Source organism: Pseudoalteromonas sp. MBR-15 (assembly GCF_053628915.1).
In genome coordinates this window covers 290,173-315,230 of sequence record NZ_JBRJHH010000002.1, presented here as the reverse complement: position 1 = coordinate 315,230, position 25,058 = coordinate 290,173, and the positions used below count along the sequence as shown (strand labels likewise).

The window sequence follows — 25,058 nt, the reverse complement described above, 5'->3', positions numbered from 1 at the left end:
GCGTATTATATTTGAAGCGCGGGTAAACAACAATTATTTGTTTCCCGCAACGATGAGAATTATTTTGCTAAAGGGCTCACGTAGCCATCTGGTTTTAGAGCCAATACGTCGCAATCTAGGCTATCAATTACATGCTCAGCTGTATTACCAACCAATGCAGCACTTAAACCGGTGCGGCCTACAGTGCCAATAACCACAAGCTCGCTGTTAAGTTTTGCAGCAACATCAGGGATCACATCTTCAGGAAGGCCTTCTTCAATGTGGCATTGTGCTTCATCAATTTGAAAACTTTTTGCTAGTTCTAAGGTTGATTCAAAATGATGCTTTTTAACCGATTCGTTGTATACACCCGGGTTAAACTCAGGAATTTCGATAGCAATATTTACCGGTGTAGCAGGGTAGGCATTCACTAAATTAAGCTGCGCATTAGCAAGGTCACAAATAAAGCGTGCATCATTGATAATACGTTTGTTCAGCGCAAGGTGTTGCTCATTTTCACTGACTGCATTCACTGCTGCGAGTATGTTGCCATGTGCAGGCCACTCTTTTTCTTTAACTAATAACACCGGTGCAGGGCACTTACGAATGAGGTGCCAATCTGTCGGTGTAAAAATCACTGATTTAAGGGTGTCATGCTGATGTGTGCCTTTAACCACAAGATCATAACCGTCATTGATCACCGTATTAATAATGGCTTCGTAAGGGCGATTGTGCCAAACAACACAACTATCAATTGATAATTCAGGGTAAAGGGCGATTTGTTCATTTAACCAGACTTGACGGTCTTTGATGACAGCTTCGCGCATGGCTTCACGCTCATCAGAAGAAAGCATTGTGGTCATTTCGTAGGAGAAGTCATAAATACTAAGAAAAGCAGTGATGGTTGCGCCTGACTTTTTGGCTAGGTCAATTGAGCGGCTTAAACTATGCTGCTGTTCCTTGGTGGGATCTATTACTGCTAAAATTCGTTTTATTGCGTCCATATGCTGCTCCTTAACTGTTCTGCAAAAAGGTATACCTTGAGTGTAACCTAAATTCTGAGCAGTTAAAGGGGCAAGCAATAGAAAGTTGCGCTATATCAAACTCTATTTACATTTAATCGCGGCTGTTGAAGCAAGCGCCTGTTGATCTAAAATGGTAATAAATTTACCTTCAACTTTGATAATGTCGGCTTTTTGAAAGCGGCTTAGCAAGCGGCTAATTGTCTCGACGGTTAAACCAAGATAATTACCTATTTCGCCACGAGTCATTGTAAGACGGAACTCTTTACGCGAAAAACCACGCTCACCAAATCGTTCTGCAAGGTTGTAAATAAAGCTGGCTAAACGCTCTTCTGCTGATTTCTTATTAAGCAGTAACAACATTTCTTGGTCGTAATTAATTTCGTTACTCATCAAGCGCATAATTTGTTGGCGTAACTTTGGTAGTTTACCTGCCAATTCATCTAATGTATCGAATGGAATTTCGCATACCATTGATGTTTCAAGCGCTTGCGAAAAACTTTGATGAGACATTTTATTGATTGCATCAAAGCCAACGAGATCACCGGCTAAATGAAAGCCTGTGATTTGCTCATCACCTTGCTCCGAAAGCGTATAAGACTTAAATGAACCTGAGCGAACTGCATAAATTGCATTTAGCTTTTCACCCGACTCAAATAAAAAGTCGCCTTTGTGAAGAGGCTTTTTACGCTCGATAATCTCATCAAGACGATCCATTTCTTGGCCATTAAGCGAAAATGGTAAACACAGCTGACTAATACTGCAATTATTACAGCTAATAGTGCATAAGCCTTTTGACTTGTTTTGTGAAAAGTCCATACATCAAATCCATTCTAATAAGTTAACAACTCGTAAGGTTAATGAACGAGCCTGTCAGTTGCTATAATTAATAAGTATACACCGTACCATATTATTACGCTTCCTAGAATAACCCTAGTCCAAACATGGTTTAAAAAAACGTTTATTTTTTGACTTGCGAGGCCAACACTGACCATCGCTGGAAATGTGCCTAGGGCAAAAAATAGCATAACCCCTGCACCATGAAGCGCAGAAGGGCTCGTCAGGGCCCATGTCAGTGCAGAGTAGACTAATCCACACGGCAGCCAACCCCAAAGCGCACCATAAAGCAGGGCTTTAGGGGTTGTATTAACCGGCAATAAATAGCGATTTAATTTTGCTAAATGCTGCCACACGAGCGTTTTCCCAAGTTTTTCTAACCACTGTAATGTGGCAGCCAAACGCATAATATAGATGCCCACAAGTAGCATAAAAATGCCACTCAAAAATGATAAAGCGAGGGCGATACTGGTGTTCTGTGCTGCAAAGCGACTGCTGATACCCGCGACTAAAGCACCCGCTAACATATAACTCAGCGCGCGCCCTACATTGTAGGCAACAGAAAAGCTCACAGCACGATTTTTGTCGGCGGCAAGCTGTAAGCTACTTGCAATGCCACCACACATCGCTAAGCAATGGCCACTGCCAAGTAACCCCATAACAAATGCACTAATGAAAAGGGGATCAATCATTACTTTTGTTGTGCTGCTCTTTGTCATCTTCAAACAGGATACTGTGGCCCTGTTTATTTAAATCTGAGAATTGTTCACTTTTTACAGCCCAAAAAAATACACCAATAGCGATTATTACAAACAAAATCGCAATCGGGATTAACATGTAAATGATACTCATAGTTTTAATAACCTTAATGAGTTGGTAATAACCAAAATGGAGCTTGCAGACATGCCAATAACAGCCATCCAAGGCGCAACGAGCCCCAATGCTGCTAAAGGTAAAATCGAACCATTGTAAATAAGTGATAACGCCAAGTTTTGTTTCACAATTCTGCGCGTTTTTTTCGAGACGCTAAGCAGATGCTCAATGGCGCTTAAATCACTATTGAGTAATACCACATCGGCACTGTTTTTGGAAATATCTGCCCCAGTTTCCATCGCAATTGATAAGTGTGCACTTGCAAAAACTGGGCTGTCATTAACGCCGTCTCCAACCATAGCAACCACAGCGCCTTTACTTGCAAGGGCATCAACATGCGTTTGCTTATCTTGTGGGCTGCAGCCAGCGTGAACAGTGTCGAGATTTAGTTGTTTAGCCAATCGCTCCCCACTGTTTGAGGCATCCCCAGTTAACATATGGCACTTTATGTGTTGCGCATGAAGGTTTTTAATGAGTTTATCGGCATTATTACGCAAACTATCCGATAGGTAGAAGCGTGCAACAATCTGTTTGTTTACATATAAAGTGGCTTGGGCGTCTGCTTTATCGGTTTCAAACCAGCCACTTTTACCAATCGCAAAGTGCTCATTATTAAGGTTAGCAGTGATACCTTTGCCTGGTTCAATAGTGACATTTTCGAATGGATTGACGCTATTGTTAAACCCTGCAAAGGCATTGGCAATCGGGTGCTCGGAAAAGCTCTCTAGCTGAGCAGCAAGAGTTAATGCTTCAGCTTCTGAGTACGTATTATCTATTAACTCAATGCGCTCAATTGTAAAACGACCTTGTGTGAGTGTGCCTGTTTTATCAAAGGCGATATCACTTAGTTGAGGGAGTGTCTCTAAGACGTGGGCTTGTTTTATTAATATACCGCGTTTAGTTAAGCTTGCCACGGCGCAAGTGAGTGCCGTAGGAATCGCTAAGCTGAGCGCACACGGGCAGGTTGCAACCAATACAGAAATGGTGATCCAAAATGCATGTTCAGGATCAACTTGATACCAGCCAATAGCGGTGATTGAGGCAAAAAGCAATAAGCATGCGACAAACCATTGTGCCACTTTATCCGTTATCTCAACAAGTCGTGGACGCTTAGTTAGAGCTGTATGTTGCAATTTTATAATTTGATTAATAAGGGTGTTTTGGCCAATTTTATTAATCTCAATGCTGATCACGCCATCGTGGTTAATGGTGCCAGCAAATACTTGATGATTAACAAATTTATTAACGGGTTGATGCTCGCCTGTCATCATCGCTTCATCGACCGTTGTTTTACCTTTAATAACTATCCCGTCAGCAGGGATTGTTTCACCAGCTTTTATAAGCACCACGTCGCCCAGTTTGAGCTTTTTAGCGGCAATGATTGATTCTTGATGGGTGTTATCAATAATGCGTGCGGTAAGCGGGAGTAGTTTTTGTAGGTTTGCTGTGAATTCGCTGGCTTTTAATCGTGCTCTGAACTCTAAATACTTACCCAACAATAATAGAAAGGTAAACATACAGATTGATTCAAAATACACTTCGCCAACCGACATTATGGTTGCATAACAACTTGCGCCATACGCGCCAAAAATAGCCAAAGAGACGGGTAAGTCCATATTCAGCTGTTTTGCTCTTAATCCATTAATTGCATTCGTTAAGAAGGGTAATGCACTGTAAAGAATAACCGGCGAAGCAAGTACGAGGCTTATCCAGCGAAAGTATTGTTCAAAATTTTCTTCCATGCCAGAAAACATGCCAAAGTACATTGCAAAAGCAAACATCATTACCTGCATAGTCATCAGGCCGGCGACACCTAAGCGGCGAATATAGGCCTTTGCAGCTTGTTGCTTTTGGCTGGCTTCTAAGTCGGCTTGAAAGGGGTAGGCTTTGTAACCTATTTCATGTAATGCAGTAATTATTTTACTCAGTGGGGTGACTGATTTATCCCACTGGATCATGGCACGATTTGTTGAGGTGTTTACATCTACGCGTCTGATGGCTGACAAATTAAGTAGCTGCTTTTCAATAAGCCAAGCACAGGCGGCACAGGTAATCCCTTCAACGGTGAGTAAAACCTCAGATAACTCATGGGAGGTGGCAATAAACTCATCTTGAATATCTTCGTTATCGTAACTTTTTATAAGCTCTAATTGCTCTGGAACAAGTTGTTCAACTTTCCCAGAGCGAACAGTTCTAAACTTATAGTAATCGGTCATGCCTTGGGCAACGATATTCTCGGCCACTGTTTGGCAGCCAATACAACACATAGGCTGTGCCTTCCCATCTATTACGACAGTTGCATTAAAGCCTTTTGGCACACTTTCAAGACAATGAAAGCAATTATCAGACATGAGCGTTAACTACTTATATTCAGGGCTAATCGAAATTGTTTTAGCTGTTGGAAGAATAATATCTTCTTTTAGTTTCCAACTGTTATCGACAGGTTCAATAAATACGGTATACGCACCATCAACATGAGCATCGAGCAGGGCTGTAAAGTCACCATGAGCATTTTTCATCAAGCTTACATCAAAGTCGTTAGCTTTAATGGTGCGATGATAAAATGACATTTTTAAAGAATGAACATTACTGGCATCACCTTTAGTGAAAACAAACGTGACTTTGTCATCAGCAACGTTTAAATCACCATGTAAATAAAGCGCTTTGGCTTTATTAAATTTACTAAGTTCTAAATTGATTGCTTTTCCTTTTTTATAATAATCATCAACAACCATGTCAGGTCCGTTGCCTATTGCCATATAAATAAGACCCGCACAACCGATGATAGCGGCAAGTGGAAAAGAGATTAAAAACCATGGCCAGAAATTTTTATACCAAGGAGTGGGATTCATAGTATTTATTACCTCAAAAAACGTTGTACGCATTTTATCGGATCTAAAAGCAAAAGACTAAAAAAAAGCCTCCAGATGGAGGCTTTTTTGATCTTAATTAATCTATTGAATTAAAAGATTAATTGTATATACATTTTATTAACCGCGCGGTTATTTTTCTTGTGACAGACTGTAAACGTACGCTGTTAAAAGGTGTACTTTGTCTTCACCAAGAATGTCTTTCCATGCTGGCATCACACCTGCACGACCATTTCTCAGTGTTTCTTCAACAGCACGTTTAGAACCACCGTATAACCAGATATTGTCGGTTAGGTTAGGCGCACCAAACGGTAAGTTGTGAGCAACCGAACCTTTGCCGTCAGCACCGTGACACGCAGCACACATTGCAAATTTAGCTGCACCAGCTTCAGCGTCTTTTTGGTTAACTGTACGACCCGAAAGGCTCAGTACGTGAGCAGTCATTTCTTTAATGCCTTGCTCGCCAAGTGCATCACCCCAAGGTGGCATTGCTGCAACACGGCCGTAAAGAAGCGTTTCTTTAATTTTGTCTGGTGAACCACCGTATAACCAATCGTTATCCGTTAGGTTAGGGAAGCCTTGACCACCACGCGCATCTGAACCATGGCATTGAGCACAGTTTTGAGAGAATAAACGTTGACCAATCTCAAGCGCTTTTTCATCTTTTACAAGTGATTCAATGTCTTGTTTCGCGAACGACTCAAAGATTGGGCCAAAACGCTCATCTGCTGCAATAAACTCTTGGTCTAACTGAACATTCTCACCATTGGCTAACGCTTCTTCAGTAGCCTTTTTAGACTCTTCTAAAGACGTAATACCTTGGTTTGAACTTGTCCATTTACCTAAACCTTCCCAGTTACCTAAACCCGGGTAAGCCGCTAAGTAATAAACTGACCAAACGAATGTTGCAAAGAACATGTAAGTCCACCATTTTGGTAGTGGGTTATTCAGCTCTTCAATGCCATCAAATTCGTGACCACAGCTTTCGCCTTCTTTAACACCTGTGTAGTTTTTTAAGTTCCACAGAAGTAGGCCGAAGATGATAGCAAGACACGCAAGGGTTAATACAATAACCCATATACTCCAAAAGCTAGTCATTTCTCAGACTCCTTTTCCTCGTTAGAGATTGTGTTGTTGTGTTTTTTTTCATCTTCAAATATGGCATTAGCTGCGTCATCAAAACGACGTTTGCTACGCTTGCTATATGCCCATACAACAATCACAATAAACAGTACTAAAATTACCAGAGTTAAAATGCCTCTGTATGTTCCGTAATCCATAATAATTACTTCAAGTGTGTGCCAAGCTGTTGTAAGTAAGCAATTAGAGCTTGCATCTCAGTTGCGCCTTCACCATTGTTCATGGCTTCAATTTTCGCAATGTCAGCTTGTAACTCTTCATCGCTTCCATAACCTTTACCGTCGTAACGGGTGCTTGCTTTATCAATTCCGAAGCTATCACGGAATATTTGAAGCTTTTTAAGAGTATGGGTCGTATCGACTCTGTTTTCGTCTAACCAAGGAAACGCTGGCATATTTGATTCTGGAACCACAGCACGTGGGTCCATTAAATGCGCATGATGCCAATCGTCTGAGTAACGCTCACCAACACGTGCTAGGTCTGGACCAGTACGTTTAGAACCCCATTGGAATGGGTGATCCCATACTGATTCACCAGCAACAGAGTAGTGACCATAACGCTCAACCTCGTCACGGAAAGGGCGAATCATTTGTGAGTGACAGTTGTAACAACCTTCACGTACATAAATATCACGACCTTCCATTTCTAAAGCTGTAAGAGGGCGCAGGCCATCAACAGGCTTAGTCGTATCATCTTGGAACATCAACGGTGTAATTTCTACAAGTGCACCGAAGCTGATCGCAAAGACAGTCAAGATAGCCATAAGGCCAACATTTTTTTCGACTATTTCATGTTTGTTTTGTGAATTATTATTGCTCATCATCCTACTCCGTTATGCTAATTGTGCGTCAGCGTCTAATTGAAGCGAATCTTTCTTCGCAGCAATTGTACGGTAAACGTTGTAAGCCATAATTAGCATGCCCGTTACGATGAATACACCGCCAAGGAAACGCATGATGTAGAACGGATACGATGCTTCTAGTGATTGTACAAAGCTGTACATTAACGTACCGTCTGAGTTTACTGCACGCCACATAAGACCTTGCATTACACCTGAAATCCACATTGCTACGATATATAGAACAACCCCTACAGTGTGTAACCAGAAGTGTGTATTAACCAGTTTAACACTGTACATACGACCCTGAGAGAATAGTGCAGGGATTAAGTGATAAATTGCACCGATTGAAATCATCGCAACCCAACCTAGCGCACCTGAGTGAACGTGACCTACTGTCCAGTCTGTGTAATGTGAAAGTGCATTAACAGACTTAATAGCCATCATTGGACCTTCAAACGTAGACATACCGTAGAAAGACAGTGAAACAACTAAGAAGCGAAGTACTGGGTCAGTACGAAGTTTGTGCCATGCACCTGATAACGTCATGATACCGTTAATCATACCACCCCATGATGGGACGAATAAGATAACTGACATAACCATACCTAAGCTTTGCGTCCAGTCTGGAAGCGCAGTGTAGTGAAGGTGGTGAGGACCTGCCCAGATGTATAAAGAAACAAGCGCCCAGAAGTGAACAACCGATAGACGGTAAGAGTATACAGGGCGACCCGCTTGTTTTGGTACGAAGTAGTACATCATACCTAAGAAACCAGCAGTTAATAAGAAGCCAACAGCGTTATGACCGTACCACCACTGAACCATCGCATCTACTGCACCCGCATAAATAGAGTATGATTTAGTCAGTGACACTGGAATTGCCATGCTGTTTACAATGTGTAATACGGCAACAGTAATAATGAAACCAGCATAGAACCAGTTTGCAACATAAATGTGCGATACTTTACGTTTGATTAGCGTACCAAAGAATACAACGGCGTAGGTTACCCAAACCACCGCGATAAGAATATCAATTGGCCATTCAAGTTCTGCGTATTCTTTTGAGCTCGTGATACCTAACGGTAAGGTAATCGCGGCAAGTACGATAACAAGTTGCCAACCCCAAAAGGTAAAGGCCGCTAGTTTATCTGAGAAAAGACGCGTTTGACACGTACGTTGTACGACGTAATAAGACGTCGCAAAAAGTGCACTTGTACCAAATGCGAAAATTACTGCGTTCGTATGTAACGGACGTAGTCGAGAGTAAGTTAACCATGGTGTATCAAAGTTAAGTGCTGGCCAAGCTAATTGGGCAGCAATCAGAACCCCAACACTCATGCCAACGATGCCCCAAATCACTGTCATAATAGCGAATTGGCGTACAACTTTATAATTGTACTCAGTTTGTGATGCTACTGTTTGGCTCATTTTCTGGCTTCCGCTGCAATTAATGCGTTTTAGAAATGAATTACCCACTTAGTAATAAGTGGGGCCTACTATTACTTCACAAGCGTGTTACCCAAAGCTAGCTGTAGATGATAGCTTCAGAAAACAAACTCGAGAAACCCTTATTTTGCGATGGAAATGATAAAATTTTTGACCTTAAAAAGATAGGTCAATTGCATAAAATTATGACATCAATCAAATTTTCCCGCTTTGTTGGTTATTTTTTGTCAGTCATTGTATTTTTATTAACTTATTCTACTTAGCCTAGTTGTTTTTCATAGACGAGCGGACTAGTATCCGCTTTTATTTTATACAGGTAAGTTGAGTGCGAACTACAATAACCATCTACATTTTGTTTTTGAGTGTTTTCATAGTTGCTTGTGACAGGCAAAGTATAGATGAGCCACAGACAAGTGCAACGTGCGAAAAAAATACACATTGTCAGTTTGCAAACGATGTGGAAATTTGGTTGTCTAATTCAGCCATCAGCCCAGAAACTCCCTTTTCAATCAACCTTAAATTACCTCCAAATGCGTATAACGTTTCGGCAAAACTAGAAGGGGTTACGATGTATATGGGGTATATCCCTTTACAGTTTACCCAAAAAGGCAGTTATTGGTCGGCCCAGACGATGGTAGGAGTGTGCTCCGAACCTGTGATGACTTGGAAAATGACAGTCGTTTTTACCGATGCGCAAAACCGTCAACAGAGTGTTTTTTATTACTTTGACTCTCGCCATGCTGTGTAAATAAGGTTGAGCATTAACAGCCTCCTCATTGCCTTATAATAGGTAATAGCTTTTTACGTTTGCCACTTATCTTGAATAACACGCTCTCACTGCTTTTTTGCATGGAAATTTAATCCGTGTGAACAAAATACAAAAACCATCCTCTAATACCTTGTTTAAAAGCTAACTTTGCCAATTTAGTTATTTTTTGTGAATAACTATGGTTAGCAGACATATTGACCTATTACGGTTTTTATAACGTTGTGTGATCAACTTGTAAAATTTTCATTTAAAGACAAATATCCATCACAGTTACACTTGATTACAAAGTGTGTGCAATTGATTTCAATCGTGTTTTTTTTGTTTTAAACATTTTGTACCTGTTTGTTTTGTATTGGTTTTTTATTATTAACATTGATACATAGTGAAACCTTATTACCTTAAATGGGTACGTAATTTTTGGAGTGTTTTTTATTTAATCTAACATTCAGTTTTCGTTCAGTTAACTGCGCCTAAGTTGCCCTCCGCTGACTCGTGATTCTAATAATAACGAGCGCTACCTAACTAAAGGTAAATTTCCAACAAGTAGGGTTTCACATGAAAAAATCAATTCTTGGTTTAGCTGTTGTTTCAGCAATCCCAATGTTCTCAAGCATGCAAGTATTAGCTGCTGATAATGCAGCAGAGTCTATTGAAAAAATTCAAGTTACGGGTTCTCGCATTAAGCGTTCTGACATGGAAAACGCAAGCCCAGTAACAATTATCGGCGCAGACGATATTAAAGCGATGGGTGCAACAAGCATCGATAGCGTACTACAAAAAATGACTGCCACTGGCGGTGCGATGACTAACCCAGGTATCAACAATGGTTCTGGTGGTAATGCACGTATCGATTTACGTGGTCTAGGTAGCAGCCGTACATTGGTTCTTGTTAACGGTCGCCGTATGATTGCATCGGGTACTGGTGCAGCTTCTACTGTTGACTTAAACACAATTCCTGTATCAATGATCAAATCAGTTGAAGTGCTTAAAGATGGTGCTTCTGCTGTTTATGGTACTGATGCGGTAGCAGGTGTTGTTAACATCATTCTTAAAGATGATTTTGAAGGCCTAGACATGAACGCAAATACTGCGATCACTGGCGAAGGCGATGCAACAGAAAACTCAGTTGACTTCACTGTTGGTACATCATTCGATAAAGGTAATATCGTAATCGGTATGCAGTACACTGACCGTGGTAAAGCATCTCAAGCTGACCGTAGCTTCTCTGAGTGTCCACTAGCTGAAGGCAGCAATGGTCTATACTGTACTGGTTCATCTTACAACGAAGGTGGTCACATCTGGAATGGTAACGGTGAGAAAGGTCTAACGGTTAATGCTAAAGGTGAAGATACACCAGTATCTCTTATCGACGACAGCGGTGTAACGGGCCGTGGTGGTGAATATCACCGTTATGGCAATGCTGATGCATATAACTACTCACCAGCAAGCTACCTTTATACGCCAATGGAGCGTTTAAACCTGACTGGTTTAGCGACTTATGAATTATCAGATGATACATCTCTATTCACTGAGTTCACTTACACGAAGCGTTGGTCAGAGCAACAAATGGCACCACAGCCAGTATGGTTTGACTTTGAATACACTGAAAACATGGGTAATTCACTTCTTAGCCAAAGCTATGATCAACGTGTTGATCTAGATGGTGACGGTTACTTAGATAAAAATGCTGATGGCAGCTACGTGACTCAAGAAATGAACTACAAATATGGCGACAAGATCTCTTACGGTCGTCGTATGTCTGACACCGGTGCTCGTTTCTTCGAACAGTCTGTAGATACAGTTCGTGCTGTTGTTGGTGCACAAGGTTTTGTAGGCGACTACTCATGGGATGTATCTGCTAACTTCGGTCGTAACGACTCTGTAGATAAGCTAAGCAACCTTCACAACATGGGTGCTATCCAAGATCAAATCACTGCGGGTACTTTTAACCCATTAGACCAAGCAGCATGGGTATCTGAAGATTTCCGTAAAAATGTTTACACAGAAGTAAACAATGGTGGTAGCCAATTATTCATCCTAGCAGCATCAGTATCTGGTGAAATGTTTGAAATGCCAGCAGGTTATGCAGCATTCGCTGCAGGTGTTGAGCGCCGTCAAGAGAAAGCATGGTACACACCAGACTCTCTAACAGCACAAGGTCTTGCAAATGACCCTATGGTTGAGCCGACAGCAGGCGGTTTTGATGTAAATGAAGCATATATTGAATTTGCATTACCACTACTAGCTGATGCACCATTTGCACAAAATGTTGAACTAAGCGCAGCAATCCGTGCGTTTGATTACAGCACATTCGGTTCAGATGAAACATGGAAACTAGGTTTAACATGGAAAGCAAACGATGAATTAATGCTACGAAGCGTTGTGTCAACTGCGTTCCGTGCACCAACTGTATCAGAGCTTTACTCAGGTAACTCACCATCGTTTGAACAGATCACTTTCCCAGGTGCTCAGGACCAAGCTGAAGTAACTGTTGGTGGTAACTCTCTACTTACTCCAGAAGAAGCTGATACGTTCACTGCTGGTATCGTGTACGAGCCAGAGTGGTTTGAAGGCTTCAGCATGACACTTGATTACTACAAAATTGAAATTGAGAATGCGATTGCGTCAGTTAATGAGCAATACATTGTTGATCAGTGTTTAGCAACGTCTGACAATGCTAATACAGTGCTATGTCAATCAGCGAATATCAGCATGGATAGCACGGGTCGTGTTAAATTCAACAACCAATTACAAAACATTGGTTCTGAGAAGACTTCTGGTATCGACTTAAACCTAACTTACAGCTTTGAAGCTGCAGGTCTTAACTGGAAAGCGGGTCTAGATACTACTTACCTAGACGAGTACGTTGTAACAGTACTTGATGATACGACTGATTACGCGGGTCTTATCACTTCTGGTTCTGGTGGCTACGCTGATATCAAGTCTAACTTTACATTATCAGCACGTGGCGAAAGCTGGGATGCAACATACAAGGCACGTTATATCGCAGGAATGGATAGCTACCTATGTAAAAGTGATCCATCAAGCTGTTTAGCACCTACAACACCATCAGTTGTTTATCATGACATCAGTGGTTCATACTTACTATCTGATACAGTGACTCTATCTGCAGGTGTTAATAACTTGTTCGATAAAGAGCCACCTTACTACACAGGTAACAATGACTCAAACACTGACCCGTACACATACGATGTACTAGGTCGTCGTTTCCACGCTGGTGTGAACGTTAAGTTCTAATCTAGTTTGAAATGATTATTAAGGCCCGGTTTTTACTGGGCCTTTTTTATTGTCTGAAAAGCTATCTCGGCGTAAACTTACAGTGTAAAAGTAAACAACGAGGTGATATTGCTTAAACAAGACGAAAACCTATCTTTTATTATCGAACCTGAGCTAAGTCCCCGCGCAGAGCAGCGTCTCGATCTGTATTTTTCTATTCCAAATGAAATGAGTGTCAACCCACAAACACTCAGTGAAGAAGCGTACTTCAACAACCACTTTAAGTCGCACCTAGCTTACAATGCGAACAATATTCACTTGCCACTGGTGCGAAGTCGGTTTGTGAGTAAAAACAAAGGTGAGCAACAAGATTATAGGCAAAACCTAAATTTATATTGTTATCAGGTTCGTCTAGCACTCAATGCAGATATTAAAGATACCCTAAAACATAACGAAGCTGACGAGTTTTACCCTGCGGCGATGGAGTTGTGTGAGCAAACTGAAGGGTTACTTAAAAAACTACGTCGTTATACCCCAGATGATGAAAAGTTGCTGCCATTTTATAAAAATGCCGATAACTATTTAAGCTGGCATGTTGAACAATCATTTTTAAAGTTATTAGACGAAGGGCCGCGCAGTAGCGATTTTGCAAAAGATCGTGGTGAGTTGCTCGATTTCTGTAAAGCAGAAAACAGCTACCGAGAAGAACAAGAGTATAATTCGCAATCAACCCTTGAAGATGCAAACCGCATTACAAATAAAATGCGTTTATTACAACGCTTAATTGAGCATGGCGTTATCTTAAATCGCACCACACGGCATCTTAATAGTTATCTAAAGCGAATGGTTAAAGGCACTGTCACTGCCGTTATAATGGCTTTTGTGATGCTGGTTGTACTTAATGCACGCTCAACCTTTACTGAAGTGACAGCGACATTAATTTTGATTTTAGGGGTGATCTACGGGCTGCGTGAAATATTTAAAGAAGATATAACCCGTGTTATTTGGCGTGCCATTGTGAGAGGCAGGCCGAAATGGCGTTTTCAGTTTAAGAACAGTATTACAAAAGACAGGATCGCCAGTCAGTACATCTGGCTCGAATACACCTCGTTCAAGCGGATCCCAAAAAAAGTGCGTCAGATATTTTCTAAGCGTCGCCATCAAAATAAACAAGCAGCACAATGGTTACACTTTGCCAGTGAAACACACGTCAATGCAAAAGAGTTTTTGCCCGGGTATGATACGTTGCAACAAACTGTTAGCTTTAGCTTAGCGCCGTTTGCGCGTTACTTAAAACGTGGTGAGGGGAAACTCTATCATCTCGACAGTAATAAAATATCAAAGCAGGCAGTTGAGAGGCGTTACCAATTAAATTTGGTGTTAGTTTTTTCAGAAAATGAGCACGAAACTAGGTATGAACGCTACAAAATTACGTTAAATCGCAGCAAAATTATTAATATAGAGCTGATCCACAGCCAATTAGATAAGAGTGAGTAGGGTGGCTATATGCCACCCTTGCAGGATTATTTAGCGTCTAAACCTGTTTTACTATAAAGCGATACTTTATCTGAAACTAAAGTGATTTCGATATTTTTATCATTATCACCCCAGATACAGTTCGTATGCAGTGTTTTCTCTTCGCACTTATCAGCCGAGCCTAAGATAGCTTCAACTTCTGCTTTATCCATACCGATTTTTATTTTTTCATAGTTCTCAAGGTTTACTTTAGAGCAGCCTGCTAATGTTAACACTGCAGCGGCAGCAGCAATTGCCATATATTTTTTCATAATAGATTCCATTAATGGTTGTAGCGTCTTATTTGCACGATCATGCCCATACGAGGATGATCGAAATAATGTATTTCGTTGCTGATCACACGCTTAAATTGTGAAAAGCGGGCTTTTTCATAATCACCGGTTTCTAAACGTTGACTAATATCAAAATCAGCATTTATAAAAAGGTAATGACGAACGTAAATTTTCATTAAACCATCTAATTCCCAATCAGGCGTTTGTTGCAAACTCTCTGGAATATATTGCTCTGATGGAGTTACTAGGCTAATAAAGTCATTGTTATCTGGTTCAATAGCAGGTGAACTTGCTGCTAAATGTTTGCCTGCAAATAACCGAATACTTTGAGCGCGTGATTCACTCATTTCAGGAAAACGCCAACCGGTGTGTAATAACGGTGTTAAACCTTTTCTATCAAGCTGGTTTTTCTGTTCAGTAAATTGCAGTTGCTCAGGCGCCATTAAATAAATTTCGTCGGTGTCTTCACGTGGTTCGACAGGGGGAGAGACTGGTAATTCGTTGTAGCTTGCTAAAAAATCAACGCTGTCGTCACAGACATTCGAATGTGGGTTTGAATTAATCAATTCATCAGTAAATGACTGTGAACGAAAACGACTATCACCGTTAATACAAGCTTGTTTAGCGTGCGCTTTGTAGACAGGTGATAATAAGTCTTTCGAACGTTTTGCATTGATTTCATCATGTTTTAACGAGAAATCTTCTTGTAAGTAGGGCGCTGGACGTTGTTTATAAATAAGCACTTCTATTTCGAACCAGCGTGCTGCAAACGATGAGCTTGTAAATAAGCAACAAAGTAAAATAAAACTATTTCTAAACAACATTAATGGCTAACCTTTTTTTCGAAATCTGCAATCATTGCAGTGACCATTTTCAAGCGTTCACGAGGGTTCGCCTCGCTGATCGCAAAACGCAATTTATTTGCGCCGTCCATTTTATATATATGCGGAGCACTTTGTATCAAACCTATAATGAAGCTAGGGTTAACCTTTGTATGCTGGCTAAACTCAAAATAGCCGCCTTTCGGGTTTGCTTCAATCTTTTTGATGCCAATATTGCTGGCTTGCAATTTCAGTTGTTGCAAACTAAATAAGTTTTTCGTGGCATCTGGGAGTAAACCAAATCGGTCTATTAACTCGACCTGTAGCTCGTCCATGTCGTTGAGATTAGCACAGCTTGCGATGCGTTTATAGATTCCTAAGCGTGCATTTACATCATGAATATAATCATCCGGTAATAAGGCTGGCAGTTTTAAATCAACCTCAGTCTGTTGACCTAGCAGGTTCTCCAGTGTTGGTTCTTTGCCTTCTTTTAGTGCGTTAACGGCTTGCTCAAGCATTTCCATATAAAGGCTAAAACCGATGCTCTGCATTTGTCCTGATTGATCATCACCGAGTAGCTCACCCGCGCCACGAATTTCTAAATCATGCGTCGCTAACGCAAAGCCTGCGCCTAAATCTTCTAAAGACTCGATGGCTTCAAGGCGTTTTACTGCATCTTTGGTTAATGACTTTGGATTGCCTGTTAATAAATACGCGTACGCTTGGTGGTGACTTCGACCAACGCGGCCGCGAAGCTGATGCAGCTGAGCTAGGCCAAGCTTGTCGGCTCTATCCATTATGATGGTATTTGCAGTCGGAACATCAATGCCGGTTTCAATGATTGTTGTACACACAATCACATTGTATTTTTGGTGATAAAAATCACTCATGATTTGCTCAAGCTCGCGTTCACGCATTTGGCCGTGTGCAGTGGTAACGCTCGCTTCTGGTACCCACTCAGTAATTTCTTCAGCAACACGGTCGATAGTTTCAACATTATTGTGTAAGAAATAAACTTGGCCGCCGCGCTTAATTTCACGCAGAATAGCTTCGCGAATGAGCTCAGCATCACGTTGTCTTACAAAGGTTTTAACGGCCAATCGTTTAGCCGGTGGTGTGGCGATAATCGATAAGTCGCGCATGCCACTCATTGCCATATTCAGTGTACGCGGAATCGGGGTGGCGGTGAGGGTTAAAATGTCGACATCGGCGCGCAGTGCTTTTATCTTTTCTTTTTGACGAACACCAAAGCGATGTTCTTCATCAACGATTAATAAGCCTAAGTCTTTAAATTTAATGTCTTGCTGAATTAATTTGTGTGTACCTATGACAATATCTAGCTTGCCTTCAGCCATTTTATCCAGTGTTTCTTTTTGCTCTTTTGTCGAATTAAAACGCGATAAAACACCGACTTCTATTGGCAAATCAGCGAAGCGATCTTTAAAGTTTTCAAAATGTTGCTGTGCAAGTAACGTGGTCGGGACTAGCACGGCGACTTGCTTGTTATCATTTACGGCAACAAAGGCAGCGCGCATGGCGACTTCTGTTTTACCAAAACCCACATCACCACACACTAATCGGTCCATAGCCTGTTTACTTTGCATATCGCCCAGTACAGCTTCGATGGCGTTGCGTTGGTCGTCTGTTTCTTCAAATGGAAAGCTGTCGCTAAATTGGCGATAAGCACTGCCGTCAAGCTTAAACATATTGCCAGGTTTAGCTTGGCGTTTTGCGTAAATATCTAACAGCTCAGCAGCGACATCGCGTACTTTTTCTGCGGCGCGTTTTTTCGCTTTTTCCCATGCATCTGAACCCAGTTTATGAAGTGGGGCACTTGCTTCTTCTCCACCTGAATAACGGCTCAACATATGAAGTGCAGAAACGGGCACATAGAGTTTGGCTTCGTTTGCGTAGGTGATCGTAACAAACTCGGTAATCACCCCTGCAGCATCAATGGTTTCAAGACCTTGATAACGACCCACACCGTGATCAAGGTGCACAATTGGTTGACCTTGACGCAGTTCTGCCAGATTGCGAATTAATGCATCTTGGCTTGCTTCGTATTTATGTTTTCGGCGTCTGCGCTGAGACACCTTAATACCTAATAACTCTTGCTCTGTAATGATGGTTAAACGGGGTTTACCATCCAGTACCACACTTTGCTCAAGGGGCGAGACAATTAAACCCACATCGCTGGAGCTTTGGGTAAAGTCGGTGAATGAATTAAATTCTTTAAACTTTAAACCACTTGGTCTTAACAGTGTCAGCAGCGATTCACGTCGTCCGTCAGACTCTACAGACAGTAGCACACGGCCTTTTTGTTTTTTTTCACTGGCAACATAGTCAATTAGGCCTTGATACGGCTCATGCAATTTATGATCAATACGTACATTGGGTAAATCGTTGCTGGCTAAATTTGTGTGTCCTGCTTTCGTACCAAGCTTTGCCTGTGATAAACGTATTCGCGCGTAGTGTGCAAACTCACCAAACAGTTCATTGACACTTTGATAAAGTTTTATAGGCTCAAGAAGCGGTCTAAGAGGGTCTACACGGCGGTTTTCATAGCGTACATTTACATCATGCCAAAACTGCTCAGCGGCATGCTCAATATCACCAAAGTGCATGAAAGTGGTATTGTTGGGAAGGTAATCGAAAATTGTCGCTAGTTGATCGAAAAACAGCGGCATGTAATATTCAATCCCCGCAGGCCAAGTGCCTTTGGTTACCTGCATGTAGATAGAATCTTGCTCGGAGCTGGCACCAAATTGTTCACGATAATTAATTCTAAACCGTTCTATATCTGCATCGTTTGTCGGGAATTCGTGGGCCGGTAAGAGCTCTATTTTATCGACTTTTTCATCAGAACGTTGGCTTTCTACGTCAAACAAGCGGATGCTGTCTAGTTCATCGTCAAAAAAGTCTAATCTGAATGGGTGAGGACTCCCCATCGGGTATAAGTCAACAATTGAGCCACGTATTGCATATTCACCATGCTCCATCACTTGTTGAACATGTAAGTAGCCTGCTTGCTCAAGGTTATCACGTAGGGTGTGAGTATCTAGCGTGTCACCCACCGTAAAATTAAGGGTTGAACCATAGATAAATGACGCGGGAGCAGTGCGTAGCATTAAGGTCGACACGGGCACAATTAACACGCTTTGTTGTTCTTTTTTTAAGGTGTTAAGAGTGGCAAGACGCGCAGAGATAATATCCTGATGCGGTGAAAAATGATCATAAGGTAACGTTTCCCAGTCAGGGAAGACCATGACTGGGTTTTCAGGTAATAAAAATTCGAGTTCAGTTTCAAGGCGAAGGGCGCTTGGTGTATCTGGGGTGACAATCACAACAAGTTCGTTATGTTGTTTCACACCTTCGGCTATTGCGATACTCAGCCCGCTGCCGGTTAGTTGTCCCCAGTGAATTTTATCTTTCTCAGATTTTACCCAAGGCAATGCTGCCCATTGCGCAAACGCCATTTACTACTCCTTTAAACTGTGTTTAGTCTCGATAAATTTTTGTTAGATCCTGATAGTGGTCGATGCGACGATCACGTAGGTATGGCCAAATACGGCGAATGTTTTCGCTGCGTTGTTGGTCAAGTTCAACAACAAGTAACTGCTCGTCGCTGTTATTTGCGTGTGCAAGGATTTCACCTTGAGGGCCTGCGATAAACGAATTACCCCAAAACTGAATACCCTCGCTTTGCGCACTTGGATCACTTTCATGACCAACGCGGTTACAGCTAATAACGGGCACACCATTGGCAACAGCATGCGCACGCTGTGAAATAACCCAGGCGTCTTTTTGACGCGTTTGCTCGTCTTTATCATCACGAGGATCCCAGCCGATGGCTGTTGGGTAAATTAAGATTTCAGCTCCCGCCATCGCCATTAAGCGTGCGGCTTCAGGGAACCATTGATCCCAACATACTAGCACACCGAGTTTACCCACTGAGGTTTGAATTGGTTGAAACCCTAAATCCCCCGGTGTGAAGTAAAACTTCTCGTAAAACCCCGGATCATCCGGAATATGCATTTTACGGTATTTACCCGCAATGCTGCCGTCTGTTTCAAGTACAACGGCGGTGTTATGGTAAAGGCCTGTGGCACGCTTTTCGAATAATGATGACACGATCACCACATTTAACTCTTTTGCCAGCACACCCAGTGTGTCTGTACTTGGGCCTGGAATTGTTTCTGCTAAATCGAAAACATCAACGTCTTCTGTTTGGCAGAAATATAAACTGCGGTGTAGTTCTTGAAGGACAACCAGTTTAGCGCCTTGGCTTGCTGCATCACGAATGCCTGCAATTGATTTTGCCATATTTTCTTGAGCGTTATCAGAATTAGATTGCTGAACAAGGGCAACCTTTAAATGCGTTGGTTTAGTCATTGTTTGCTCCTGCTAAAAAGCCGCGCGGTAATTGCATCGTAATGCAGTGTAAACTGCCAAACTGATGGATAATTGGTAAACAGTTAATACCCAGTACGGTGTGTTCTGGGTAGGCCATTGCAATTTGAGCTAATGCCAGTGAATCATGTTCATCACCGTAAATTGGCACAAGCACTGTTTTATTGATGATTAAATAATTGGCATAAGTGGCGGGTAATCTGTCACCGTCATCGTTAAACACCGCTTTAGGCCAGGGAAGAGCGATAAGCCTGTAATCTTCACCTTGGTGTGATTTAAACGTGTGTAACTGTTTTTCCATCGCGTCTAATGCAGCAAAATGCTCATCATTTTCGTCATCACACTTAACGTATACAAGCGTATTGTTTGGTGCAAAACGCACTAACGTATCAATGTGGCTGTCTGTGTCATCACCCGCTAAATAGCCGTGATCAACCCATAAAAACGATTCGGCACCTAATTGTTCTTTAAGGATTTGCTCGATGTCTGTTTTAGATAACGATGGATTACGATTCGGGTTTAACAAACATTCACTGGTCGTCAACAGCACACCGTGCTCATTAATTTCAACGCCGCCACCTTCAAGCACTAAATCACTTTGCTGATAAGCCGTGTTTGGGTTTGCTAGTTGTTTGACGAGCACTTGATTAATATGGTTATCAAGCTGGCTTTCGAATTTATTACCCCAGCCATTAAAAATAAAATCCATGATTTTTAAATCAGCTGCGTTATCAAGGTTCGCACAGGTTAACGGTCCATGGTCGCGAGCCCATGTATCGTTGCACGGGGTAACGACAAAGTGAATACGGTGTGCATCAACACCCGCGTCGGCCAGTAGGGCAATTATGTGGTTTTTAAGTGCGTCGTTATGAGCAACAATCACCACATCTTGTTGTTGGCTAATTGCTTGACATAGGGCGACGTAAACGGGTTCTACAACCGTTAAAATTGCAGCCCAATCGGTATCTTGGTGCGGCCAAGTGAGCATTACAGCATCTTGCTCAGCCCATTCAGGTAAAAGTCTAAATTTCATGAAGGTATTAAACAAACAAAGGTGGGGCTAGTTTAGCATTTTAGCCATAGATGTCAGCTTTTTGTGCGCGATAAAGCAGGATTTTTAGCTGCTTTGCGACGTGTTTTCTTGTTGACGTTTTTTAAGCTGGCGAGTTTGTGCATGTAATGCTGCCCGAACGACTAAATCTTGGTCTGCATCGCGAATGGCAGTGAATAATAAAGTGTATTGGTATTTATCATCATCGCGCTTTTCAATCGCAACTAATTCGGTATAACAATATATCGCTGATGCTTCATGCTGCAAAAATAGTTTGGTTCTAAACGTTTGCCCTAATTCGTATACCTCAGTCGATGTCAGTTTTACGCCACCGCCACCATAACTATCACAATAATTTGCATTATCTTCGGGCTGTTCAGAGGCCAGAATGTGGCTCATAATCAAGTCTATTTTACGTGATTGAGCTTGCAAAAATATGGCCAGCTCTTGAGCTATGTCACCTAAATTACGCAGAGGGCGTAATGTACTTTGCTCAAGTTCATTCACTTCATTTGCAAGCTTAAATAGGGCGGGAATATCGGCTTCAAGTTCAGCATGCGTTTTCGGCACAACATGTGGCTCAACAGCGTATAAGTTCACGCGGTTGCTTTCTTCTATCTGAAAGTATTGCTCAAATTCGCTTAATTTTTGATTTTTCATGCTGTACTCCACACATATTTAGTTAATATTAGCGCCGCAAAGCACAAATTACCAGTAATGAAATACTGACAAATGACTTATAAAAAAAGGGCAAACTTATTGTTTGCCCTTCGTTTTTTATAAGTTGCCTTCTTGCGTATCGACATGCTCTTGCTTATGGTGCGCAGCAATTTCATCAGCAAGCTCTTGCCTTGAACGTTTTTCAGTTAACTTACGCTCAGTCAGCCAATAAAAGAACAGCGGTACAAAGAACACTGCGAGGAAGGTAGCCGCCATCATGCCGCCCATTACGCCTGTACCAACGCTGTGACGGGCTCCAGCACCCGCACCTGAGCTTAACACCAATGGTACAACACCCAATATAAAGGCTAATGAGGTCATAATAATGGGTCTAAAACGTAAGCGAGCTGCTTCCAATGCAGCAGTACTTGCGCTCCACCCTTGTTGATGTTTCATTAGCGCATACTCAACGATTAATATGGCATTTTTACTCGCTAAACCGAGTAGGGTGACTAAGCCAATTTGGAAGTAAACGTCGTTAGTCATGCCTACCAGCCAAACAGCAATCAATGCACCAAACGTACCAAAGGGTAATGCTAGCATCACTGAGAGCGGTAATGACCAACGTTCATACAATGCTGCCAGAATTAAAAACACCATGATCACAGCAAGCCCTAGTGCAATACCCGTTGTCCCTGAACTGCGTTTTTCTTGGTACGCAGACCCTGTCCATTCGTAGGTCATGTTTGGGGGGAGCACCGCGTTTGCGATCCGTTCTACTTCGGCAATTGCTTGGCCTGAGCTATAACCTGGTGCTGCATTACCCATTAGTTTTACGGCTGGTAAGTTATTGTAGCGGTTTAAGTTCTCAGGGCCTCGGCTGTACTCAATCGTTGTAAACGCTGACAAGGGCACCATGTTGCCTAGGTTGTTTTTAACATAGATACGTTTGATGTCATCAGGTTTCATTCTAAATTCAGCATCCGCAGACATAAGCACTTGCCATGCACGGCCAAACTTATTGAAGTCGTTTACATAATAGGTGCCTAGGTTACCAGCCAGTGCGGTAAAGGCATCGTCTATTTCAACCCCCATTGCACGAGCTTGCTCGCGGTCAACATCAACACGCAGTTGCGGGGCATCTGGGCGCCACAGAGTTTGAAGGCCACTAATGATAGGGCTCTTTTGTGCTTCTGCTGTCATTAACTGCATCGCTTGTTGCAGTTTATCAGGGTCACTGTCACCTTTGTTTTGAATATAAAACTCAAAACCACCTGTATTTCCCAGACCAAAAATAGCGGGGGGATTAAAGGCAAGTACCAGCGCTTCTTTTATCCCGGCTGTTTTCATAAACAATTCTTGAACAAGTGCTTTCGTGTCGACCTCGCGTTCATCCCAATGTTTTTGAGTGACAAACAAGGTTGCAGCACTGTTTTTATACCCGCCACCGATAAAGTCAAACCCCGTAAATGCCACGACGTTTTCGTTGGCAGGGTTTGATTGCACCGCTTTAACAACTTGTTGAGTAACGTGCTCTGTACGCTCAAGCGATGAACCATCGGGTAAGAAAATAGCCGAAATGTAATAGCCCTGATCTTCGTCTGGTACTAATGAACCGGGTGTGTTCTGCCACAGTCCGATTGTGGCAGCAATCATTGCAGTCATGAGTATTAAGCCGAGTAATCCACGACGCACCATAAATCCGACTGCACCAACATAACGGCTCGTAATTTTTGTGAAGGTTGCATTAAACCATAAGAAAAACCGCGCGGTTTGTTTATGCTCTTGTTTTAAGATTAGGACGCACAGTGCAGGTGTCATGGTTAGCGCAACTACGCCCGATAAGCTCACCGCAATAGAGATGGTGATCGCAAATTGACGGAACAATTCACCGGTTAAGCCGCCTAAAAATGCAATAGGCACAAACACAGAACACAGCACTAAAACGATTGCAACAACAGGGCCACTGACCTCACGCATTGCTTTAATTGCCGCTTCGCGTGCACTTAAGTGTTCTTCGTGCATAATACGCTCAACGTTTTCGAGTACCACAATGGCATCATCAACCACGATACCTATCGAGAGCACCATACCAAATAACGTCAATGAGTTAATCGAATAGCCAAGCATGTACATGCCGGCAAATGTTCCAAGCAGAGACACAGGCACAGCAAGGGTGGGGATTAATGTTGCGCGCCAGTTTTGCAAAAATAAATACACCACTAAAAATACCAATACCATGGCTTCGAGCAGTGTTTTAACAACTTCACGAATAGAGACTTCAACAAAACGTGTCGTGTCGTAAGAAGTTAAATGTGAGAGACCGGTTGGAAACTGGCTTTTCATCTCTTCGATTACAGTATTTACTTCGTCTGCGACATCAAGTGCATTCGCGCCGGGTTGTAAGAAAATACCCAACAGGACCGCTTCTTTACCGTTGATTGTGCCTTTAAAGTTATAATCTTTGGACCCGAGCTCAACACGCGCGACATCCTTTAAGCGTAAGCTACTGCCATCTGGGTTTGAACGAATAATAATGTTTTCAAACTGTTCAGGCTCAGCGAGTCGGCCTTGTGCCGTTACACTATAAACAAGCTCTTGTGGTGAGGATGCAGTGGGGGTAGCGCCAATTTTACCTGCGGCATATTGGGAGTTTTGAACGCGAATCGCTCCGGCCACCTCTTCGACAGTCACGCCTAATTGACTCATAACATCAGGACGCAACCAAATGCGCATAGCGTAGTCTTTGGCACCAAAAATCTGCACACTCGTAGTGCCTGGAATACGTTTTACACGGTCTAGCACGTTCATGGTGACATAGTTTGATGTCCATAAACTTGAGCGAGAACTATCTGGTGAATAAAAGGCATGCACTTGTAAAAAGCTGGATGAACCTTTTTGAACAACCACACCTTGACGGCGTGTTTCTTCAGGTAAACGTGCTTCAACTTGTTTAACACGGTTGTTCACATTTACTGCGGCTTGGTCTACGTCAGTGCCAATTTCAAACGTGACTTCAATAGTGGTTGAACCCGCACTCGTCGAGGTTGATGACATATACATCATGCCTTCAACACCGGTGATCGCATTTTCAATTGGGGCAGCAACTGTTTGCTCAAGTACGTCTGCAGACGCACCTGGGTATGCAGCTGTTACTTGAACGACTGGGGGCGCAATTTCAGGGTATTGGGCAATGGGTAAACTGCGCATGGCAGCAAGACCTGCCAAAACGATGACAATAGATATAACAAACGCAAAAATAGGTCTGTCTATAAAATAACGAGAAAACATAAGACT

20 protein-coding genes are annotated in these 25,058 nt (G+C 42.2%); 3 read left to right on the top strand and 17 right to left on the bottom strand.

Features of this window, described 5'->3' with window-relative positions; genetic code table 11:
* Positions 1-59: 59 nt before the first annotated feature.
* The 10 genes from uspE to ccoN form a co-directional block, all read right to left on the bottom strand.
* Positions 60-983 (bottom strand): universal stress protein UspE, encoded by a 924-nt coding sequence (gene uspE, locus ACSSVW_RS04465; protein WP_036967857.1) that lies wholly within the window; start codon positions 981-983, stop codon positions 60-62.
* Between the two features lie 102 nt (positions 984-1,085).
* A complete protein-coding gene (locus ACSSVW_RS04460) occupies positions 1,086-1,820 on the bottom strand; it encodes an FNR family transcription factor (RefSeq protein ID WP_036967860.1) in 735 nt (244 codons plus the stop codon).
* A gap of 38 nt (positions 1,821-1,858) precedes the next feature.
* Complete coding sequence (locus ACSSVW_RS04455; RefSeq protein WP_036967863.1) at positions 1,859-2,530, bottom strand: sulfite exporter TauE/SafE family protein; 672 nt, start codon at positions 2,528-2,530, stop codon at positions 1,859-1,861.
* Entirely contained in the window at positions 2,523-2,690 is a 168-nt protein-coding gene (gene ccoS / locus ACSSVW_RS04450; RefSeq protein ID WP_036967866.1) for a cbb3-type cytochrome oxidase assembly protein CcoS, read from the bottom strand. The genes ACSSVW_RS04455 and ccoS overlap by 8 nt, the downstream gene beginning before the upstream one ends.
* A complete protein-coding gene (locus tag ACSSVW_RS04445; protein ID WP_196857235.1) occupies positions 2,687-5,062 on the bottom strand; it encodes a heavy metal translocating P-type ATPase in 2,376 nt (791 codons plus the stop codon). Before ACSSVW_RS04445 ends, ccoS begins: the two co-directional genes overlap by 4 nt.
* 9 nt (positions 5,063-5,071) lie before the next feature.
* Positions 5,072-5,563, bottom strand: coding sequence for a FixH family protein (locus ACSSVW_RS04440; protein WP_036967874.1), 492 nt, complete (start codon positions 5,561-5,563; stop codon positions 5,072-5,074).
* 150 nt (positions 5,564-5,713) lie between these two features.
* On the bottom strand, positions 5,714-6,679 hold the full coding sequence (gene ccoP / locus ACSSVW_RS04435; RefSeq protein WP_036967877.1) for a cytochrome-c oxidase, cbb3-type subunit III: 966 nt from the start codon (positions 6,677-6,679) through the stop codon (positions 5,714-5,716).
* Positions 6,676-6,861 (bottom strand): cbb3-type cytochrome oxidase subunit 3, encoded by a 186-nt coding sequence (locus tag ACSSVW_RS04430; protein WP_010373992.1) that lies wholly within the window; start codon positions 6,859-6,861, stop codon positions 6,676-6,678. The genes ccoP and ACSSVW_RS04430 overlap by 4 nt, the downstream gene beginning before the upstream one ends.
* A 5-nt stretch (positions 6,862-6,866) precedes the next feature.
* Positions 6,867-7,541, bottom strand: coding sequence for a cytochrome-c oxidase, cbb3-type subunit II (ccoO, locus tag ACSSVW_RS04425; protein ID WP_036967880.1), 675 nt, complete (start codon positions 7,539-7,541; stop codon positions 6,867-6,869).
* A gap of 12 nt (positions 7,542-7,553) precedes the next feature.
* A complete protein-coding gene (gene ccoN / locus ACSSVW_RS04420) occupies positions 7,554-8,987 on the bottom strand; it encodes a cytochrome-c oxidase, cbb3-type subunit I (RefSeq protein WP_036967883.1) in 1,434 nt (477 codons plus the stop codon).
* Positions 8,988-9,474: 487 nt separating this feature from the next.
* Here ccoN and ACSSVW_RS04415 point away from each other — a divergent pair, with 487 nt between their 5' ends.
* The 3 genes from ACSSVW_RS04415 to ACSSVW_RS04405 all read left to right on the top strand — a co-directional run bounded on the left by ACSSVW_RS04415 (position 9,475) and on the right by ACSSVW_RS04405 (position 14,508).
* Positions 9,475-9,753, top strand: coding sequence for a hypothetical protein (locus tag ACSSVW_RS04415; protein WP_454178921.1), 279 nt, complete (start codon positions 9,475-9,477; stop codon positions 9,751-9,753).
* 576 nt (positions 9,754-10,329) lie between these two features.
* Positions 10,330-13,032 (top strand): TonB-dependent receptor, encoded by a 2,703-nt coding sequence (locus ACSSVW_RS04410; RefSeq protein WP_182394975.1) that lies wholly within the window; start codon positions 10,330-10,332, stop codon positions 13,030-13,032.
* 108 nt (positions 13,033-13,140) lie between these two features.
* Positions 13,141-14,508: a hypothetical protein gene (locus tag ACSSVW_RS04405; RefSeq protein ID WP_454178920.1), complete on the top strand. Its 1,368-nt coding sequence runs from the start codon at positions 13,141-13,143 to the stop codon at positions 14,506-14,508.
* 26 nt (positions 14,509-14,534) lie between these two features.
* Here ACSSVW_RS04405 and ACSSVW_RS04400 read toward each other — a convergent pair whose 3' ends face one another.
* From ACSSVW_RS04400 to ACSSVW_RS04370, 7 genes are all read right to left on the bottom strand, one after another.
* Positions 14,535-14,798, bottom strand: a complete 264-nt coding sequence (locus ACSSVW_RS04400) for a lipoprotein (RefSeq protein ID WP_036967891.1) — start codon at positions 14,796-14,798, stop codon at positions 14,535-14,537.
* Positions 14,799-14,809: 11 nt separating this feature from the next.
* Positions 14,810-15,643, bottom strand: coding sequence for a CsiV family protein (locus ACSSVW_RS04395; RefSeq protein WP_036967893.1), 834 nt, complete (start codon positions 15,641-15,643; stop codon positions 14,810-14,812).
* On the bottom strand, positions 15,643-19,116 hold the full coding sequence (gene mfd, locus ACSSVW_RS04390) for a transcription-repair coupling factor (protein ID WP_199525308.1): 3,474 nt from the start codon (positions 19,114-19,116) through the stop codon (positions 15,643-15,645). Before mfd ends, ACSSVW_RS04395 begins: the two co-directional genes overlap by 1 nt.
* A gap of 22 nt (positions 19,117-19,138) precedes the next feature.
* Positions 19,139-20,032 carry a carbon-nitrogen hydrolase gene (locus tag ACSSVW_RS04385; protein WP_454178919.1) on the bottom strand — a complete coding sequence of 298 codons (894 nt, stop codon included), beginning with the start codon at positions 20,030-20,032 and terminating at the stop codon, positions 19,139-19,141.
* Positions 20,025-21,083 (bottom strand): agmatine deiminase family protein, encoded by a 1,059-nt coding sequence (locus tag ACSSVW_RS04380; protein WP_454178918.1) that lies wholly within the window; start codon positions 21,081-21,083, stop codon positions 20,025-20,027. The genes ACSSVW_RS04385 and ACSSVW_RS04380 overlap by 8 nt, the downstream gene beginning before the upstream one ends.
* Before the next feature lie 84 nt (positions 21,084-21,167).
* The gene (locus ACSSVW_RS04375; protein ID WP_421418378.1) at positions 21,168-21,761 is read right to left on the bottom strand and encodes a PilZ domain-containing protein; all 594 of its coding nucleotides are present in this window, start codon (positions 21,759-21,761) and stop codon (positions 21,168-21,170) included.
* Positions 21,762-21,878: 117 nt separating this feature from the next.
* Positions 21,879-25,052: an efflux RND transporter permease subunit gene (locus ACSSVW_RS04370; protein WP_454178917.1), complete on the bottom strand. Its 3,174-nt coding sequence runs from the start codon at positions 25,050-25,052 to the stop codon at positions 21,879-21,881.
* Positions 25,053-25,058: the final 6 nt, after the last annotated feature.